We start from the raw sequence: 17,019 nt of genomic DNA, 5'->3' as shown, positions 1-17,019 counted from the left end.
GACAAATTCCGGGTCAGGATGACCTAACCTTTAACTGAACCGATCATAACCCCCTTTACGAAATATCGCTGCAGGAACGGATAAATGCACAAGATCGGGAAGACCGTAATGACAAGCAAGGCCATCCGGAGCGATTCCGGCGTCGCGCCAGCACCGCTGGTTCCGCCAATCGTCTGTCCGCCCTGCTGCGCGGCTCGCTGCATCGAATTCGACAGCGCTTCAGCTTCCGTCAGCATTTCTTGTAAAAGGGTCTGCACCGGTATCAAATCTTTGTTGGATACGTAGTAAGCACCCGAGAACCAATCATTCCAATGGGCCACCCCGATGAACAAGGAGATGGTGGCAAGCACCGGGCCCGATAGCGGCAGTATAATCCGCACGAAGATTTGAAAATCGCCGTACCCGTCAATGCGGGCAGACTCCTCCAACTCCTCGGGTATGCCTTGCAGGAAGGTTCGGATGATGACGATATGCATGAAATTGAACAGCATCGGCAGCACATACACCCAGAAGCTGTTGATCAGATGCAGCTTTTGCAGCGTGATGAAGAACGGGATGAACCCGGCACTGAAAATCGTCGGCAAGAAGATGTAAAAGGTGAAAAAGGAGCGGCCAGGCAATGTCTTTTTGGAAAGCGCGTAGGCCATGAGCGTACACAGCACAACATGCAGGAATGTACCCAGCACGGTGCGCATGAGCGTAATTTGGTACGCCTTCCAGATGCGGGCGTTATCGAATACCTGGGCGTAGTTCTCCAGCGTGAATTTACGGGGCAAAAAATAAATCGCCCCCATCATCGAATCCTTCCCGTCGTTAAGGGAATACGCCAAAATGTAAATAAACGGATAGATCATCGAAAATCCGATGATGGCGAGAACGGTGTAATTGAACATCGAGAAAAAAGACCATTTACGTTTCATTACGTCACCTCCTTAGAACAGGGATACATCACTGACTTTGCGGGCGATGCGATTGACGGTCAGAACCAGGATGAGCCCGATAATGCTTTGGAATAGCCCGACTGCAGCGGCGTAACTGAGACGCCCTTCCCGGATACCGGAATTGATGGCGTGCACGTCCAGCACGCTGCCCATACTGGCAGTCGCAGGACCATTCAAGAGAAGGAGCTGTTCATACCCGGCGCTCATCAGATTTCCCACGGCAAGAATAAATAAGATGATGGCCACGTTGCGGATACCAGGCAGTGTCACATGCCACATCTGCTTGAAGCGTCCTGCGCCATCGATCTTGGCGGCTTCGTAGAGCTGCTGATCGATACCCGCAATGGCGGCCATGAAGATAATCGAATTCCAGCCGATGTTCTTCCAGATATCGGACCCGACAATCATCTGATAGAACCAGGTAGGGTTGTTCAGGAACTGGATCGATTCGACCCCGAACGATCCCAGCAAGTCATTGACCGGACCGCCATATGGAGTCAGTAAACGCTGCATGAGCGTAACAACCACGATCCAGGATACGAAATAAGGCAAATAGGATAGAGTCTGAATCGTCTTCTTGAATTTCATCTTCCGAACTTCATTTAACAGGAGCGCAAGCACGATCGGCATCGGAAATCCGATCAGCAGCTTCATGAGACTGATGATGACCGTGTTGCGAATGATGTCACCGGACTGATAGTAATTGAAGAATTGTTCAAAATACTTGAATCCTGCCCAGGGACTCCCGGTGAAGCCGCCGACGAAGGTATAGTCTCGGAAAGCAACTTGAATTCCGTATAAGGGCACGTAAGAGAATAGAAAAAACCAGACGATGCCTGGCAGCATGAACAAGTAAAAGAGCTTGTGCTGCCAGATTCGTTTCATGAATCGGTTGTTGGTTAATCGTGACTTGCTCACATTCCCACCTCTCCTTTCATTGGGGCGGACGGGCCGCCCCGGGTTATTCAAGTTATAATCTCAACCGTAGCGTAATGATTTCAAATGGCGTAAAGGATAACGCAATCTGGTTGGATGCTTCGCCAAGCGGCAGAGCTGCAAGGATGTTTTCCATCAGATCCGTCGTCCAGGCTTCGGTCGCTTCAAATCCACAATGAAGTGTCGTGCTGGCATGTGTTCCCGATGTTTCATACAGACGAACCACGATGTCGTCGCCATCCTCGGCTTTCTTGACCGATTCCACCATAATGTTCGGATGATCCGGCCGCAGAAATGCTTTGGATGACGGGAGCTTTCCTGTCGCTTGGTCAGGCATGGAAGCCAAGGAAATCGTACGAAGCGGGATGTTCAGCTCATTGCCGCGTCGATAGATTTCGGCTTGCACATGGTTCCCTTGATGCGGATATAACGAATATGTGAATCGGTGCTCCGCACGGTCCGCATCCGGATCCGGATAAGAGCTGCTGCGGAGCAAATGGAGATCCAGCACGTTATGGATCGCCCGGTGGCCGTATTTGCAATCATTGAGCAGCGCAACCCCATAATCCGGCTCCGATAAATCAACCCATTGATGGGCACAAATCTCGTCCTTCGCAAAATCCCACATCGTATTGCGGTGGGTCGGCCTGCTCAAGCTGCCGAACTGGATCTCGCAATGAACCTGATCCGTACGTATATTGACCGGGAACGAGGTTCTTAGCATCTTGCCGTTCTCTCTCCAATCGACGGACGTCTCGAAATCGATACGCTGGCTGCCCTCCGTCAGCACAACGGTCTGCGTCAGCGCAGATTCGCCATATGCGTACTCGAAGACCAGCCCGATTCGCGGGCCGTCCCGCAGCTTTTGTATCGCGAGGAGGTTTAACGGCTTGCCCGGATTCGCCGAATAGTCATGACGGAAATCCCATGCATCCCCCTCGTCATGGTACACGCGAAGATCGTTACCCGAGCGGCCTTGCTGGATGACTTCGCGAGCTTCCGCCTTATCCAGGATCGATAGAATGCCCCCGTTTTGATCAAACTTCACGATCAGTTTGTCGTTCTCCAGGCTTCGCTCGGAAACTGTAACGTCTAATTCTGCTTCCGGTGTCTCCGGAAGCATTTCGATGCCTGACGCCACTTCATCTTCAGCTCCAGCATCGGCGACATCCGGTATGACGGTATAGCCCATCGATGGAACCAACACGTGATGCCATCTTCCATTCGTGCGCAGCCACTCCCGGCGTTCCCAAGGCAGCGAATTAAATACAACCGTTCCGGGAGAAGCTTTGGCATCGTGTGAAATGTGTTCTGCCAGATAGCGGTAGGTCTCGGCAATCATAGCTTCCGTGTTTGATAGCAGCTCTTCATAACGTACCAACGACTCGTCGTATACCCGCTTAATGGAAGAGCCCGGCAGAATGTCGTGGAATTGATACAGCAGAACTTCTTTCCAGATCGTCTCCAGTGTCTCGGACGGGTATGTCCTGCCTAACCGGGCAGCCAGCACGGAAGCAAACTCCAGCTCGCGCAGTGCTTTCTCCATCTTCCGGTTATACCGCTTGCTTCGCGCCTGACTGGTCAGGGTGCCTTGATGCTTTTCCAGATAAAGCTCCCCGCGCCACGTCTGGAATGAATCGCGTTCTTCGTTCAATCGCTCAAAGAACTTCCACGAGGGCTCCTGTATGACAGGGCATAGACCAAGCAGGTTCTTCTCGCGTGCAAGGCGCTCCAAATGTTCTTCACCAGGACCGCCGCCGCCGTCCCCAATGCCGAAGAGCATCAAGGCATGACTGGATACGTTCTTATCTAAATAATCCCGCTCCGCTTTGGCGATGGAACGCGGGGCTGCCGGGCTGTTGTATGTATCTTCAGGCGGCATATGCGTTAATACGGCGGAGCCGTCAATCCCTTCCCATAGAAAGGAATGGTGAGGGTGCCGGTTATATTCGCTCCAGGAGAGCTTCTGGGTCATCATGTAATCCACGCCCGACTTCTTGAGCAGCTGCGGCAGGCTAGCGGAGTAACCGAAAACATCCGGCATCCAGAGCGATTTCATCTCCAAACCGAACTCCTGCTGAAAATACCGCTTGCCGTACAGGATCTGGCGCACCAGAGATTCGCCGCCCGGCACATTGGTATCCGACTCCACCCACATGGCCCCCTGCGGTTCCCATCTGCCTTCACGTACCCGCTCCTTGATCTGTTCATATAACGCGGGATAATGCCGCTTCATCCAATCGTACAGCTGGGGCTGGCTTGCGCCGAATACATACTCCGGATAGCGTTCCATCATGCGAAGCGCGGTCGAGAACGTCCTGGCGCCTTTTCGGATCGTTTCGCGGATGGGCCACAACCAGGCCAGATCGATATGCGCATGACCCACCGCGCTGATCGTTAAAACCGGATCGCCCCCTTGCAAGCTTAATTGTTTACCCAATTGCTTCTTCGCTTGATTGACCTGCTCCGGCGAGAATTCCGTTAACTTCAGTGATACGTCATAGAGGGCCTGATAGATTCTCTCTTTGCGCGCGGTTCCGGCAGGAAGCTGCTCGGCAGCTTCCAAGAGGACTTCGACATCGTAATAGAGGCCTCGAATGTCTTCCCGGCAGACTGCGATGACAGCCTCTTTCAAAGTACCTCCCTGGTATTTGCCGAAGAGATCGTTATTGCCTGCATCTGCCCATACTTCAATGTCAGATCCGCTCATGTACATGTCATGAAGAAGGACAACACGCTTGCCGGGGAGTCCTAATGAAAAATCGAATTCCGAATTCACGGTAGTCAATCCCTGGACCGGAGATCCTTCCCGGTCCACCAGACACAACTCGCCGTTAATGTCCAGTAAAAGAACGTAGTCTTCCTTACGGCTATTTTCCGGAAGGCTGCCGGTAAATCGGAACCAGGCACAGTCCCACAGGTTGCCCCATCGTTCTCCGTGGACAAGCGTCATTGGCGCACCCGTCATTCGATCCATGAACGATACGGGCTCAGGCGTAACCCATGCCTTCACTTCCAACTCGGCAACCGGCTCATATATCGCTTCCCGAAGCTGGTTTAACATTTGTTTTAACCGTTCCGGCCTTATCGGTTCGTATGGCATGATGATTTGCTCCTCTCTAGTGCGTCAATCGGCTGCAGATTCACATATGAACTTCGCTTGCTGTCCAATCCACCTGGATCTCTGCATGATTCACGCCGCCATGTTCATACTGCAGCAGCACGGTTTGCGACTTCGGATCCCATACCCATCCAGCAGGTACGGCTTGATCCTGAATAACGTACTGAACAGATATCGGCTCTGTTGGGCAATACAATCTCGCGCTTGCCTGCAGATTGGACGGCCCTCTTGCAATGAATCGGAAGCCTGATTCGGTCTGGACAAGATCCTCGATTCGGGAGGAAGCGGCAATGACGGATACCTTGCCGTCCGAATGACGTCCGGCCTCAACATCATAGAGGAGCGCTTGTTTCCCGGGGCTTAACGTAACCTGATCCAGAACGGATAGCTCCGAATCGAACAAGTCCACAATCGGGCCCGAGATGTTCAACGGCTCATCGGAGATCGATTCCTCCAGAACCGAAGCGATCAGATAAGGGCCTCGCTTGAGTTTGAAATAATGTTTGGGATTCCACGGTCGTTCTGCGCCGTGATGTGCTTCCAGCGTGGCTTGGACGGCGTGCCGCAGCCGGTCTGCCCCCGCTTTGGATAGGGTGAGTTCAGACGGATGTTGATCCAACCAGCACACGATGCCTTTTCCTGCCGGATGGACGCCTTCCGCTTTCCCCTTCAGGCCAAGCTGCTCAAACAGATGCTCCCGCGGCGAGTTATACTTCGAGCCAAACGGTTCATCCTTGCGGTCATTGTTCCACCATGAACGAATGCCGTGATACGGGTCGCTGTCATCGCCAACATAGATCAACGCCCCGCCATCCTGCACCCACTGGGCAAGAGCATTATGAATGTCCGGATACTCCGGTTTGATGAACTCATAGCTCAGAACCAGCACGCGGTATGGAGCCAAATAACCCGGATACCGCCTTACATTATCCAGCTGAAGCGGACGAACCGGGATTCCATATTTCAGTAGCGGCAGCGACAGACCGTAAAAAGGGGAAAAATCGAGAAGCTCCGTGTCCCCTTCCGCCTGAAAGCCTTCAGGGTCCGTACCATCGTATTTGCCGGCATCGGGCGCTTCCGGATCCGGCTTCATCCGCTGAAACATCGCGGAGTCGGCAATAAGAACGCCAACCTGCAACTCATCCTCTGCCGATTCGATCACTTCTTGGTCCATATTGCCCAGCGTGTGCATGACCTGGAGCAGCGTCGTTGCATAGTCAGACGGGATGGATTCCTTACCCGAGCCGTCTTCAGATGGATAAGTTCCTTTAAAGATTCTTCGCGGCCAGGGTGAAACTTCGTAATGGGCCACTCCGGGATGCAGCAGTGAGGCGACCACGGTCTTTAAGTAGTTCTGTTTGTAATCCGCCCAAGTGTGGTTCGGGTTATCTTCAATCGGATCATGCAAGAACCACATGCGTCTGTCGGTTCCGCGGACCAGCTCCTGCATCACGCCATATTCAAGGTAAGCGGTTTCAAACGTCCGCTCCTTGCGCAGTCCTTCATACACATTCGGCGTCCTTGATGTCCCCGTCCAGATCTGTGCAATGTACCCGTCAATGGACGGAAGCTCTACGAGCCCGGATTGCGGGCTGACAATTCGCCACTGCGTGTAATTGATCAGGGAATGAGTCGGAACGTAAAAGCGAAGGACTCGGCCGTAACGATGCAGGGCGTAATCCTTCATCTCTGCACATAACCGGTCCAGCACGCGTGTGTATAAATACGCTTTCAATTTGGAAGCCCGGTATTGCGCGTCAGGAGAAGCGTGCGGTGGAATCCATGGCTCTTTGTAATACAGCAGCCATTCCCGCTTAAATGCTTCCGAATAACCGCCATTTACCCAGAATTCGGGCTCTTCCAGATGAATGGCCTCTACGCCCGCATCAACCGCGACGCGTATTCGATCCGCCAGATAGCGCCCAAAGGAAATCGTTGGCACCATGTAAGGAATAACCGGTTTTTTGCCATGCAGGATCATCTCTCCGTGACGATCGGTCTGTGCTTCATCCCAATGAGATAAGCCGTCAACCTTCCCGTCCAGGTAGTTGTTGTATGTCCCCCATGCGACTCCTGTCATCAGATGGACGATATATCCTTTATCCTTCCATTTCTGAATGCGCTCCGGCATCGTTTCATCAATTCCGTAGACCATCACAAAGTCAGTCTGAAGATCATAGTCGGGATGATACGGAGCCGATTCCTGAAAACCGGTTCGTTCTTCTCTGCGGTCTCTTGGCACGTTCTAAACCTCCCTGCTCTGGTTAGCTGCACTCTTGCTTCTTGGTTATCCATCATTTTCTAGAATATAATATATAATATTAATATATTCAATATGTTTTTTTAGTGAGAAATAAAAAAAGCCCTCTCCGTTAGTTAACGGAAAAGGCTTTTCCTTAGCGTAAGTATTACGTTAGTGGAACATGACCCGACGTTTGGCGAATGACCAGCTCCGGCTCAATCAGCAATTTGCTGTAGCTCTTTACTTCTCCATGACCGCGCAATACTTCGAGCAGTTTACCGGCAGCCTGGTATCCCATATCCCATTCAAACTGTTTGACATGGGTAAATATGCTGAATTCCTCCACGATGGAAGTCGGATCGTCGAAGCTGACGATCGAAACGTCTTCCGGGACGCGAAGTCCCGCTTGCTTGGCCATCTGATAGATTTGGACGCCCAATCTTCCGTTTAGCGAAATATAGGCGGTAACCATGCGATTTCGGATATATCGGTACAATGGATGAGCTTCGGCATCCTTGAGCACACTCAGCGGTTTGAAATCCGTAATCATATGCGCCGGATTGATTAATGCTTCCTTGTCCTTTAATGCATCAATGTACCCTTCGATCCGCTCCTGAACCGTGACCGTTTGCAGGGGAGAATCCGAGCATATGGCGATGTCCCGGTGTCCAAGCTCCCATAGATGTTCAACGGCGAGCCTCGTGCCGCGCCTTCCATCAGCGGCAATATAATGCGTCTCGACCCCAGGCAAATACCGGTCAATCAGCACAAAAGGAAACCCGGATAGCTTCATACCCAGTATTTCCTCGTTGTAGTTCTCCTCGTCGACCGGGAAAATCAACAGGCCTTCGGCTCCGAGAGCCTTCAGCTCTTTGATGGCATTCTTTTCTTTTTCCAGCTTGCCGTCGGTTAGCATGATCATGCTGCGATAACCTTCGTCATTCAACGCAGCCTGGATTCCCTCAATGAGCCTGATCGCGAAATAATCATGGATGGTGGGCATGATCACGCCAATAATGCCCGTGGCCAGCTTCCCCTCTTTTCCCTTAAGCTTCGCAGTTGATGACTGGCCCGCAGTTAAGAAAACGGCCTCCTCTGCTACAAAACTGCCTTTACCCGGCACCCGGGCAATTAATTTCTCATTCGCTAATCCGGTTAGGGCATTGGCAACCGTTATTTTACTGACATGAAACTGATCCATCAGCTCCTTCTCTGTCGGAATGCGGTCCCCAGGCTTCATATTTTCTGTTGTTATGACGTGTCGGATATAGTCCTGGATTTGCTGATACAACGGAATTCGATCGTTTGCACTCATTCTAATCACATCACCAATTCATTCATGATATTTGAAATATATAATATATCCTTACACATACAAGCGCAATAAACAAGCATGAGACGATCACCAGTCATGAAAGGCAAACTCTTGATATACCACTGTTTAATTTGCCTGATTTTCAAGAATTATAGGAAGTTTTGTCGAACCACTTGTAAAACCCTACTTGAATATATTAAATATGTGTTGATAAGCGAAGTGTTGACCGGCTACTGGGCCGAAAAAGGAGGATCGATGTTTGCGGATGAACACACGCTTTAAATTCTGATCATAGTTCATAACAAGGAGTGAATTCGCCATGGCTCGTAGATTCACGATTCTCTGTTTAGCTATCCTATGTGCTTTTTCATTAACGACCAGCGCAGCTTATGCTTCGAAAACGAATCCACAATCAGCGCAAACTGACAGCTCCAATCATCGTGAACTGCCAAGTTTCAAGAAGCCTAAGCATCTGGACGTCGCAGATATTTATGATGCACCAGGCGACATCAAATTGTTGTTAGGGACCTTGCAGGGAATCGTAAACAGGGAACAGCCCCGAATCTATTTGATTGAATCCCAGGAAGAAGGGAAATTGACCTGGCTTAACGATATCGATGTGCCTTACACGCTTCATGAAGACTATTGGGATGTGTTCTCCGCATATCGCAGCGAGGCAAAAGGCATGATTGTATATGATCCGGAAGTTCCTGATACGATTAATGTCGCCACCACGCTCGCAGGTTTGAAAAATGCGGTCGTTGCCAGTCCTGAGCTGGCCGACAAATTGTCCAAAGCTCCATTCGACTTGAAGATCCTGGACGATCTTCGCGGTAAATTCGATAATCGACTTGAAGCATACACCTGGCAATATGAGCATCTGTGGGAGCAGACAACTCATCAGATGCTGATCGGGCTGGATCCGGATACAGCGATTCGTATTCCTTCCGGAATGCCTGAATCGTTCGTAACGATTGCGGAAGAGAAGCAGCAGGTGCGAGATGCGAGCAACCGTGATACTTACAACCTCGACCTCTCCTCTCTCTTGGGAGAATCATCCGTTTATCTGCGCTTTGATGATGCTTTTACCCAGGATGGCTGGGGACCCGCGGTACATGAAGTTACGATCAAGGCTGACGGCAAAGAGATAGCAAGCTTCATCGCAGGAACGCCTGAAGAAGAGTCATACCTCTATGATCGGCAAAACTCCAAGTTCAGTGAAGGCCAAGGCGGTCACCGCTTTGCCGATAACGGCAGTTATTTTGTATATGAATTCACTCCGCCTGCGGGAACCGAGATACTGACCGCAGAAGTTGATATGTGGAACCAGTACAAGGTTTCGGCGGGGAATATCCGTCCGCCTTCTGCAGAGCAGCAGGAGCCTTATGGCTATTTAAGAGATTACGCTGTTGCCAATAAAGCGATGGTATTCTGGCTCGATTCCAATGTTCCTGAGCAAAAAGCGCTTTTCGAGAAAATCATGTCCGATGTGGAGCCGGGCACCCCTTACCTCGGCTGGTTCAGCAATGATGTGGAAGGCGAGTTCAGCTCGGTCGAGATAGCCTCCCGTTACGGCGTCTATGTGCTGGCAGCCGATTGGTTCAGCAATCTGACCGTGTTCTCAGGAACCAAGCCGAAGTTCAAGCTGGAGAAAACACCTCCACAGCCGGGGCTTGAGAACAAAATTTATGTGACCTATACCTTTACGGAAGGCGACAACTTTCAATATAATCAGCATCGCATGCGCGTCATGTGGGATGACCCGGCCAGAGGCAAGGTTCCGATAAACTGGACTTCAAGTCCATTGCTCTATGAAGGTGCCCCTGCCATATTGAATTACTATCTAAACACGGCAACGGAGAACGATTTGCTCATTGCCGGACCGTCCGGTGCCGGTTACTTCTATCCGAGTCCATGGCCTGACGCAAGCTTCCGTGAGTTTTTGCAGCAAACCGAGAAATATATGAAAAAGACAGGAATGACAATCCCTTATGTATTGAACCGAATCGATGGCGAAAATGTGCCGTTATCACCGTTTAAAGCAAAAGCTTATGAGGAGGAATATAACGTACCTGGTTTATTTATTAGTTATGAAGACAAATACGGGGTTGAAATTATCGGCGACAGCCTGCCCGTGTCTACGATCCGGGGGATCAGCACCGTTCAAGACGGATTGCAGGTGCTCAATGATGCCAAAGCGAATTGGGATGGTAAATCACCGTTGTTCATCTCGCTCGGTATGCTCGCATGGAGCATGACCCCTTCCGATGCGCTGGCGCTGACCGAACAGCTCGGGGCAGATTTCAAAGTCGTTCGCGCCGATCATTATTTCTCCTTGATCCGTGAAAGCTACAACTTGCCAATCAAGAAATGACGATTTCCAGTTAAACAAGTGGCAGACGTATAATGGCATCGCAGGTCCGATTTTCTTGGGATCTGCGATGTTTTTTTATGATGGAATAGAGATCCTTCCCCACCCCTTGGTTACGGGATTTAGGAGGGGTAATTAATGACATTAAATATGGTTAGTTAATGCCGTTAATTAATATCATAATCACTATTCGCTGTATTCATTTAATGTGGTTAATTAATTTAATTAATAACATTAATTAAATACGATCATCCTCCTAATTCATGAAGCAATAGAAACTCGCCACTCCATGATCTCCACCATGTATCCTCCGTAAACAGTACATTTCCTCTCCCTCCGCACAACAGCCCATCCGATTTCCGCAGTCTCGGCAGCTTGCATCCAGATGATTTCTCCTGATTATTTCTTGGGTAATCGCAAAAACCACATCCATTCGACAGGAGACCGAACTCTTCCCCTTATACATAAAATGCGGCAAATGGTGAATACTCACTATATCGATTAGCATGTATTCCCTCATATGGAGATTAGTATAATGCCCACTAGCAAAAAGATATCATTGATTGAGGTCTATTTCATCATGCTGTTGTCCTTGGGTATCACCAATCATGTTATCCTGATTCCGCTTATTCTGCAGTACGCGGGCCGTGACGCATGGATGGGCACCCTGCTGACCATGATCCTGCATATAGGCTGGGTCTACATTTTGTTTTTTATCATGAAACGAACACAGCAACAATCGATATTCGCCTGGTTCAAAGATGGTTTTGGTCCGATCATCGGCTGGATATTTATATGCATCATGTCACTCTACTTTTTTTGGATGTCCATAGTCATATTAAGAGAAACGGTGACATGGATTCGGGTTACCTACCTGCCGCAAACGCCGAAAACGGTCGTCTCGCTGACCATTATTCTGCTATGCGTCTATGTGGCCAATAACGGGATTCGCTCGATAGCGATCATATCCGGCATTTTGCTCCCCGTTGTGTGGGTATTGGGCCATTTTGTAGCTGTGTCGAATCTTCAATATAAGGACTACTCATTGTTAACTCCGCTATTCGTTGAAGGTTACACTCCTATGCTCAAGAGCATGATCGTAGCCGGAGGCGGGTTCATGGAGATGATTGTGCTGATCTTTCTTCAGCATCATATGAAACGAAAGATGAATTACCTCTCGATTGTTATTTTATCGGTTCTTCTCGGCGGGCTGACGCTAGGACCATTGATGGGAGCAATCGCCACATTCGGTCCTGTTCCCGCGATGGAATCCCGCTACCCTGCATACGAACAGTGGATGCTGGTCACCATTACGAAATATATAACGCATGTCGATTTTCTGGCTCTATACCAATGGATATCAGGGACATTAATCCGCATCTCTCTTTTCCTGTTTATTATGGCCGATGGTATAACATTTAAAAAATCCAAACGACGCCTTTGGTATTTGTTAGGGGTGGGTGTCGCACTGACTGTCTTTTCTTTAATACCGGTAATCGATCGACAAATCGAGTTATTCGTTCTCGGCAAATACTCTACTGCATTCCTTGGCTTCCTGTCTGTGCTAACGCTATTCATTGCGATCCTAGTAACATTTAAACCTAAAACCAAAGGGGGCGGGTAGACGATGACACATCACAGACCTCGAAATCGAATGTTCCGTCAACAATCGAAACAAGCTCCGTTTGCAGTTGACCGCCGCAAGCCTGCTCTCGATACATTGGATGAGAATGCCCTGCGTTCCATGTTTGCCTCTTCCGCAGACGTTGTCATCAAATCCTTTCCGGCAAAGAAGGTTAGAGCGTTTCCTGCATTGCTCATCTACAACGAAGGTATGGTTGATCCCACACTGATGACCCAATATGTGCTGCCGGATCTGGAAGAAAAGCTGGAGCACTTCAATGAGTGGGAACCACTGGCCAGAGAATTGGATAAATCGATGGAATGGAGTGAAATTAACCAGCATGCCGACGTTGTAAAGCTTTTGTTCGAAGGGCACATGATCCTGTTTTTTACAACAGAAAAATGCTGTTATTCCATTAATATCGCCGCTCGTCCGAATAGACAGCCTGATGAATCCAATACCGAGGTGGCCATAAAAGGGGCTAGGGACGCTTTTACGGAGGATATCACCACGAACGTGGCACTTGTCCGAAAAAGGCTGCGCACGGCCACACTCCATAATGAACAAATGGTCATTGGAGATCGCAGCCAGACCCGAGTTTCACTTCTATATATTTCCGATATCATACGCCCTGAAGTCGTCAACGAGGCTAAAGAGCGATTAAAAGGCATCCATGTCGATGCACTTATAACCAGCGGCCAACTGGAGGAGGCTCTTTCCGATTCCACCCTCTCCCTGTTTCCGCTGATGGACTATATCGGCAGACCGGACTTTGTAGTGGAGTGTTTGCTTCGAGGACGTTTCGTTATAGTTGTGGATGGTTCACCAATGGCGTTAATTGCACCCTGCAATTTGATCGAATTATTAAAAACGCCTGAAGATTCCTACTTCCCCTACTACTTTGTAATCTTTGAACGGCTTCTCAGGCTGCTGGGTCTCTTTCTCGCCATTATGCTGCCGGGATTTTGGATTGCCCTGACAAGCTATAACATCGATCAGCTCCCCTTTCTACTTCTTGCGACCGTCACTGTTTCCAGATTCGGGCTTCCGCTTTCCTCCCCCATGGAGATCTTATTGATGCTGGGTATGTTCGAGCTTTTCAGAGAGGCTGGCATCAGGCTGCCCAAAGCAGTCGGTCAAACCATCGCGGTTTTAGGCGGTCTCATTATCGGTGATGCTGCCATCCGTGCGGGCCTTACTTCACCAACCATGCTGGTTGTCTCTGCAACGACCGCGGTCGCGACGTTTACTTTAGTCAATCAGACGCTAAGCGGGACGGTCAGCATTATTCGACTCTATGTGCTCATCTGGTCCGCCTTGCTGGGTATGCTCGGATTCTTCATTGGCATATTAAGCCTTGTCGCATACCTCTCTGTTCTCGAATCCTTCGGACTTCCTTACTTAGCTCCCCTATCGCCATTAACGTTCAAAGATCTGATGAGTTCCCTCTTAAAAAAACCATGGGCTTTCAACAAAAAACGACCGCAAATGCTTCAAACGATAGATGACACATCTGAAGAAAGGGAACCTGGATGAAATGACAACCTGCGTCAGATTCATAAAATTAATGTGGTTAATCGTAGTGCTCAATTTGTTAACCGGCTGCTGGGACATTAAAGAGATTCAAGACATCAATTACATTACTGCCATCGGGATCGATCAACAAGACGGGAACTTTGTCGTTTACACCCAGATGATGGATTTCACTTCCGTAGCCAAAATTGATTCAGGAAAGTCTGATAAGCCCTCTCAAATTTGGACGTCCAAAACAAAGGGAAAAACCTTGGACTTGGCGATCAATAACATTTATGACTCTGCGCAGGAACGTACGATCTGGAGTCATATTTCCTGTATTATCATTAGTGATAACGTATTGAAATCGAATGTCCTAACGAAACTGGATACCATCGGTCGCTACCAGGAGGTTCGCATGACGCCTTGGGTATTTGGCACAAAGGAATCGATCGAGGAATTGATGAATATCCCGGCGTTTTTCAACCTCTCCCCCTTAAATACATTAGCCCATGAACCTATTGACGAATATAATCAGAGATCATATATTGAACCGATCCGATATTTCGATTTCATGGCACTGATGACAGAACCAGGCTGGACGGTTTTGCTTCCAAATCTCACGATTGATACAGAGACATGGAGCCGTAACCAAAAAGAAGATCCGAAGTTAGAGATTAACGGAGTATTTGCTATATCCAAAGGGGTATCCAATGGCTTATTCACCAATGACAAGCTTACCGGTTTGCGCTGGCTGGAAGCCGATACTAAGCGTTCCCACATCCCGATTACCAATCAGAACGGTGAATTAGCAGGAGTCGCGGTATTATCCAACCCTAAAATCAGCGTGAAACTAAACATTGTCAACGGCATGCCCAAATACCGCGTTAGCGTCAAGTTAAGTGGAAACGTAGTGGAAGCACTCGATGATATGAACAAAACGGATTTTGAATTACAGGCAGCTAAGGGGGTACGCGAGGAAATTTTGACTACGTTTAAAAATGGAGCTGCTTCAAAAACGGACCTATTCAGCTTGGAGCACGTGTTGTTCAGGAGGAACACCCGGCTTTGGAAAAAAGTCAATCAGTCATCTGCTCAAGCGATCGATCCAAGCGCACTGGAGACAGTTCACGTCGAAATCCATCTGGATCACGCCGGCATGAAGCTGCTCCCTCATCATAATAGTCCGATTACACCTACGACTAAAGACGAAGCAGACTCCTGACACTCTATAATTAAAGAACCCATAATAAAGGCAGACTGTTCTTATAGTCAAGAACGGCTGCCTTTGATTTGGAGGAAACTCCATATGGCATATATGATAAAGCGAATTTTTGATATTGGTATATAACATCTTGGTTAGATGATAACGTCCACATCGTCATCCTCAAACAAGTCATCATATGCGACGTAAAGGCCTATAGCTGAGGCAATCAATACTAAGATAGCTGCAATGAACGCCAATTGCTTAACCGTAGCTTTTTTTGATGCTGCTTGTTGTCTGCGTTTTCTTTGCGTTCCTTGGCCCATACGACATACCTCCCACTCCATGCCATTACCATAAAATATGAATTCGATATGAAAATGTTGTTAGGCAAAGTACGGTTATATCGTATTCGTGATTCTTGTCCTATCGGGTAAGCTTGCTAAAAAATGCTCTTATATCCTCAATGAGTGATTCCGGCTCTGCCATGGCAACCATATGACTGCCACTTTCGCGATTCGACCAGTGGATAATGTCGTTTTTGGCTTCTGCAATACGCCGGAATACAGAACCTCCCCCATGGGAAACCCCTGTCGGTGCTTTCATTTGATTTGTGGGCATCCCGGCTGCACCCTCATAATAGGTCCAGGAAGACGAAGCAGCTGTCTCCGTAAACCAATATAGCGTTGCGTTCGTGAGGAGCAGATCTTTATGGATGGGCTCTAGCGGAACCTCTTCCGCATTAATAGGCCAACCGTCAAATTCTTTAAACCTCTCAACAAAATAAGCCAGTTGAGCCACCGGCGAGTCATTAAATCCATAACTGAGCGTCTGCGGCCGGTTGGACAGATATGATGCATAATCGCTCCCACCGGAAAACAGTTCAGCCAAGTAGGCAACTTCAGCCAATTCTTCCTCGCTTAGCCCCTCCAATTCATTTGGATCTCCCATGGGGATACCCAGCCCTCCTGTAATATGAACACCAATCATATGCTCAGCATCAAGGATAGCCAGCTCGGGGGAAACTAATGCGCCTGCATCATTGCCATGGGCACCGTAACGATCATAACCGAGCCTGCGCATCAATTCGGCCCAAACACGGGCGACGCGTTTGATGCTCCATGGTCTCTCATCTGTCCGCTCCGGAAAAGCCGAGAATCCGAACCCGGGAAGTGATGGTGCCACGATATGAAATGCCATACTTGGATCTTTGCCGTATGCTCTTGGATTACTAAGTGGTCCAATGATATTCATGAATTCAACAATGGAATTTGGCCAACTATGGGTCATGATCAGCGGTAAGGCATGAGGCTCGGGAGATCGTACATGAAGAAAATGGATCTGTTGACCCTCAATGTCCGTTATAAATTGCGGAAATGCATTAAGTTTTTGCTCATACTCTCGCCAGTCATATTCATTCTGCCAGTACTCCGCCAGATCTTTAAGATACGCGACAGGAATCCCACGATTCCACTCTCCTCCAGGTAATTGGGAAGGCCACCGAGTATGAGCTATACGTGCTCGCAGATCGTCAATGTCTTGTTGAGGAATGTCGATGTGAAAGGGGCGGGTGGAGATTTCAGAATCTTGGTACTTGGTATCTTGATGATTGTTAGACATTGGATTACCTCGCTCTCGATTTTTCCCCATTATAAGAGCGAAACACTGACGACGATATGTCAGTGTTTCGCGGAAGATTTATCATCATGTGAGCGTGCCTCTTCATTCCGAAATAAAGAAAGAACCCGACATA

Annotated in this window: 11 protein-coding genes; 4 read left to right on the top strand and 7 right to left on the bottom strand. The window is 48.9% G+C overall.

Annotated elements, in window-relative coordinates; translation table 11 throughout:
* Window positions 1-23: 23 nt before the first annotated feature.
* From AK95_RS14395 to AK95_RS14375, 5 genes are all read right to left on the bottom strand, one after another.
* A complete protein-coding gene (locus AK95_RS14395) occupies window positions 24-920 on the bottom strand; it encodes a carbohydrate ABC transporter permease (RefSeq protein WP_071220677.1) in 897 nt (298 codons plus the stop codon).
* Window positions 921-932: 12 nt separating this feature from the next.
* Window positions 933-1,859 carry an ABC transporter permease gene (locus AK95_RS14390; protein WP_074961845.1) on the bottom strand — a complete coding sequence of 309 codons (927 nt, stop codon included), beginning with the start codon at window positions 1,857-1,859 and terminating at the stop codon, window positions 933-935.
* A 52-nt stretch (window positions 1,860-1,911) separates the two neighbouring features.
* Window positions 1,912-4,980, bottom strand: a complete 3,069-nt coding sequence (locus AK95_RS14385; protein WP_071220676.1) for an alpha-mannosidase — start codon at window positions 4,978-4,980, stop codon at window positions 1,912-1,914.
* A gap of 40 nt (window positions 4,981-5,020) precedes the next feature.
* Window positions 5,021-7,240 (bottom strand): hypothetical protein, encoded by a 2,220-nt coding sequence (locus AK95_RS14380; protein WP_071220675.1) that lies wholly within the window; start codon window positions 7,238-7,240, stop codon window positions 5,021-5,023.
* 166 nt (window positions 7,241-7,406) lie between these two features.
* Window positions 7,407-8,555 carry a GntR family transcriptional regulator gene (locus tag AK95_RS14375; protein WP_071220674.1) on the bottom strand — a complete coding sequence of 383 codons (1,149 nt, stop codon included), beginning with the start codon at window positions 8,553-8,555 and terminating at the stop codon, window positions 7,407-7,409.
* Window positions 8,556-8,874: 319 nt separating this feature from the next.
* Here AK95_RS14375 and AK95_RS14370 point away from each other — a divergent pair, with 319 nt between their 5' ends.
* The 4 genes from AK95_RS14370 to AK95_RS14355 all read left to right on the top strand — a co-directional run bounded on the left by AK95_RS14370 (window position 8,875) and on the right by AK95_RS14355 (window position 15,287).
* Window positions 8,875-10,929 carry a GxGYxYP domain-containing protein gene (locus AK95_RS14370; RefSeq protein WP_071220673.1) on the top strand — a complete coding sequence of 685 codons (2,055 nt, stop codon included), beginning with the start codon at window positions 8,875-8,877 and terminating at the stop codon, window positions 10,927-10,929.
* Between the two features lie 532 nt (window positions 10,930-11,461).
* Window positions 11,462-12,550 carry a GerAB/ArcD/ProY family transporter gene (locus AK95_RS14365; protein WP_071220672.1) on the top strand — a complete coding sequence of 363 codons (1,089 nt, stop codon included), beginning with the start codon at window positions 11,462-11,464 and terminating at the stop codon, window positions 12,548-12,550.
* A gap of 3 nt (window positions 12,551-12,553) precedes the next feature.
* Complete coding sequence (locus AK95_RS14360) at window positions 12,554-14,086, top strand: spore germination protein (protein ID WP_071220671.1); 1,533 nt, start codon at window positions 12,554-12,556, stop codon at window positions 14,084-14,086.
* Window positions 14,055-15,287 (top strand): Ger(x)C family spore germination protein, encoded by a 1,233-nt coding sequence (locus AK95_RS14355; protein ID WP_162487577.1) that lies wholly within the window; start codon window positions 14,055-14,057, stop codon window positions 15,285-15,287. The genes AK95_RS14360 and AK95_RS14355 overlap by 32 nt, the downstream gene beginning before the upstream one ends.
* Before the next feature lie 134 nt (window positions 15,288-15,421).
* Here the strand turns inward: AK95_RS14355 and AK95_RS34520 are convergent, their stop codons facing one another.
* Together AK95_RS34520 and AK95_RS14350 are read right to left on the bottom strand one after the other, a co-directional pair.
* Entirely contained in the window at window positions 15,422-15,592 is a 171-nt protein-coding gene (locus AK95_RS34520; protein ID WP_194542573.1) for a hypothetical protein, read from the bottom strand.
* 100 nt (window positions 15,593-15,692) lie between these two features.
* Window positions 15,693-16,886 (bottom strand): epoxide hydrolase family protein, encoded by a 1,194-nt coding sequence (locus tag AK95_RS14350; protein WP_071220669.1) that lies wholly within the window; start codon window positions 16,884-16,886, stop codon window positions 15,693-15,695.
* Between the last annotated feature and the right edge of the window lie 133 nt (window positions 16,887-17,019).

The organism is Paenibacillus sp. LC231 (genome assembly GCF_001860525.1).
GTDB lineage: Bacteria > Bacillota > Bacilli > Paenibacillales > Paenibacillaceae > Paenibacillus_AQ.
The sequence above is the reverse complement of the archived record's forward strand: the minus strand, read 5'-3'. Positions and strand labels throughout refer to the sequence as shown.